Raw genomic sequence first — 3,084 nt, forward strand, 5'->3', positions numbered from 1 at the left:
TCGCTCATAGTCCCCTCCCAAATCCGCTCCTGAGCGCATTCACGCCGCTGCCATCCATCATGTTTGCTGTCGAGCGTACCGGCAAGAGATTGCGTGTCTCGCCGCATCGGCACCGTTCGGCAGTTGGGGAATGCAAACGCTCATCGCCGGCCTGACCCATGTCCGCCCTTTTTTGGTGGTTGGCGTTCCAAAATAAGGCGCTGCTTTCTGTTGGGCTGTCATGGCGGCATCAGTTGGGCCGAACAAAGACCCGAGTCGGGGCCAGCAAATACGGCGCGAGGTATCCGGCCATGTTCGACACCGGGAGAACCTCCGGCTTCAGTTCAATGCCCAGGTCGCTCGTCATGAAAGCCTTGCGCGCCAGAATGCGTGCCCAGGTGCCGGGGAACCTGTCACGCAATTCGTCCCGCCCGGCCGGGTCCAACAGAACGATGCCATCCTCGATATTCGATGTTCCATAGGCCGTCCCGGTTGCCGGGATGATGTCGAGTTGAATCTACTGGCCGGATCGAAGCCGTTCAGTGCTTCCCGGGTAGATGGGCGTGTTCATCCATTCGTCGAGATGGATTAGGTGACCCGGATTGAGCGTTACGCCAAAAAACGGATCTCCAAGGCGACCCCTCACCAGCGAGTCGAGCGAATCTCCCGAAACGCCGATGCCGACAGTTTGGTACCACTCGGCTGCGCAGGCGAAATATGGTCCTGCGAGGCGCTCGACATAGTCCTGCACTCCGGCAGGCAGATCTTCCGGTCCCGTCGCGATCCACCAGGCCCGGCAGGTCAGCCCGCCCCAGGCACCGATTGCGATCTGAAACGGCTCGCCACGTTCGATCGGCTTGTCGGAGGGACTGGCCAGCCCGAGTCTTGTTCTCTCGCCGCTACTGATCATGGGGTGGCAGCTCAGCGAGAGGCGTCCAAGACGCAACTCGTCAGCCAGTTCGCGCTCGGTGACGCCGGGCCGCAAGGCCGCAAGAACCCGCTTCACGGCTTCCGTGAAGTATTTCCAGCCGACGATGCCGGTGGGTTCGCCGGGCGCGAGGCCCGCTTCGATCAGCAGTTGCAAGAGATCCGGCGTGTTGCTCCTGTCTTGACCGAGAAGGCCAAACGGCGGGTAGAGCACCCGTTGAGATCGACCGGCGACTGCGCCGCATAACCCTGGTTTTCCGGACCGGTGATCAGGATTGGTCGCTTCCCGTTGCGGATGATGAGCAAGGCCTCTTCGAAGCGTGGGGCCAGCCCGCACAGATACCCGAGATTGGCAAAATGCTCGCGGTCCGCGTAAACCACAATCGCGTCGAGCCCAATCCCAGCCGAACGTTTCTTGAGACGCCGCAATCTTTCCTCGAACACATCGGCGCCGAGTTCCGGGAAATGCTCTGGCACGCCAAAATCCGGTAGCCGTACTTCAGCAATCGAGAACCCGTTGCCCATGGGAACTTCCCTCCCGAGTTTTCTCTGTCCAATTCCCCGCGACCCAACTCCATCATACCAAAGCGTTATTCGCTTTCGAGCATGTCACATTGCTTTGCCCGCATTCGTCCCGGCTTCGCCGAGCAGGATTTGGGTGTCATGGTCATGGAAATTGCCCTCCACCGGACTGGCGTCCAGTACGCGACCGATATTGAGTACATGATCGCCTTGCGGCCCATTTCTCGAATGCTACGGTCGCGGATGTTGAAGTTGTCCAGTTCCCTGCGCGATGCATTCCCGCTTGCGCGAAAGGACGTGGCCAAGCCGTGAGCAAACCTTTTACCTAAGAGCAGGATCGTGCGGGAACCAGAAATTGTCGTCGTCGGAGCAGGGATCGCCGGTCTGACCGCCGCCTTTTGCTTGCAACAGGCTGGAAAGAAATTGGTTGTCCTTGAAGGTGCCGGACGTTCAGGCGGACGCGTTCACTCTTTCTCGGGAAATGCACCCAAATCGGTGCGCTTCGACGTCGGGCCGACCTGGGTTTGGCCGAGGTGGCAACCGCATGTGCAGCGCTGGCTCGGCGACTTGTCTGTTCGACCTTTTGCTCAGTTTGAAACTGGCGATGCAATTCTGGATGGATTTGGGCCTCAAGTGACACGACAGCCGCTTCCCGGTCAGGACGGGATTGCTCGGCTTTCCGGAGGTCCCACGTCCATCGTCGAGGCTATCGAACAGAGGCTGGAGCCCGGCACGGTAAGGCTCGATTCTGAAGTCGTTGCGATCGAAACCAAGGAGAATGACTTGCGCGTGCATTTGCGTGACGGGGCCGTGGCCCGTTGCGCGACAGCCATTCTTGCGACACCGCTCCGCATCGCTGTGGAACGGATCAGAATTGAAGCGCTGGATCCGAGACTGTCCGGCGTAATGCTACAGACGCCGACATGGATGGCACAGCATGCCAAGGCCGTGATCCTCTTTAAAACGCCGTTCTGGCGGGATCGGGGACTATCTGGCCGGGTCGCCAGTCGGATTGGCCCACTCGTCGAGATCCACGACCACTCGCCGGAAAATGCGGAGTTGGGCGCCCTGTTTGGTTTCGTGGGATGGCCAGCCAAGGATCGTCAACAAGACCCTGAGACACTTGAAGCGGAAATCCGTCGGCAACTTGTCCGTTGTTTCGGGGCGGACGCGGCACGCGTCGAACGGGTTATTTTGCATGATTGGGCGTTGGAACCGTTAATCTGTAGCCAGGCGGATATTGCAAAGCCACCTGAACACCCCGATGTCGGCCCCGACCTGCTGCGCCAAGGCCATCTGGATGATCGCCTTTGGTTTGCCGTCTCGGAAACATCCGACGTCAGCCCCGGATTGATCGAGGGCGCTCTTGTGGCAGGACAAACGGCGGCGCAACGTATCCTCAGCAAGCGGTAGTGAGTCTTGCGGCCTTTCCAAATTGCGGCGCTTTGCAATTGCGGAGCCCGGCGCTCACGGTCGACACGGCGACAACACAAGAACGCGCCAGACCGTCCGGCTGGGCTACATGGCGGAACAGTATGAACGAAGGGTCTTGCGCTATAAGAGTAAGCGTCCGGCCTGACCGCCCCTACGATGCAGTTTTCCAAGGTAGCAGATCATCGACGCGATTGATCTTGTAGTCCGGGATACGGGCGAGTG

3 protein-coding genes are annotated in these 3,084 nt (G+C 59.6%); 1 reads left to right on the plus strand and 2 read right to left on the minus strand.

Annotated elements, in window-relative coordinates:
• Positions 1–496: 496 nt before the first annotated feature.
• Positions 497–1,063, minus strand: coding sequence for a M24 family metallopeptidase (locus BLR85_RS28005; protein WP_093165121.1), 567 nt, complete (start codon positions 1,061–1,063; stop codon positions 497–499).
• Positions 1,051–1,431, minus strand: coding sequence for a hypothetical protein (locus BLR85_RS29420; protein WP_093165123.1), 381 nt, complete (start codon positions 1,429–1,431; stop codon positions 1,051–1,053). Before BLR85_RS29420 ends, BLR85_RS28005 begins: the two co-directional genes overlap by 13 nt.
• A 336-nt stretch (positions 1,432–1,767) precedes the next feature.
• Here BLR85_RS29420 and BLR85_RS28020 point away from each other — a divergent pair, with 336 nt between their 5' ends.
• Positions 1,768–2,841: a flavin monoamine oxidase family protein gene (locus BLR85_RS28020; protein WP_093165129.1), complete on the plus strand. Its 1,074-nt coding sequence runs from the start codon at positions 1,768–1,770 to the stop codon at positions 2,839–2,841.
• The last annotated feature ends 243 nt before the right edge of the window (positions 2,842–3,084 follow it).

Source organism: Aliiruegeria lutimaris (assembly GCF_900099935.1).
In the GTDB taxonomy this organism is placed as follows: Bacteria; Pseudomonadota; Alphaproteobacteria; order Rhodobacterales; family Rhodobacteraceae; genus Tropicimonas; species Tropicimonas lutimaris.

Bases quoted from the DNA above. Each gene is read 5' to 3' on its own strand.
- BLR85_RS29420 (WP_093165123.1), bottom strand. From the start codon at position 1,431: ATGGGCAACGGGTTCTCGATTGCTGAAGTACGGCTACCGGATTTTGGC.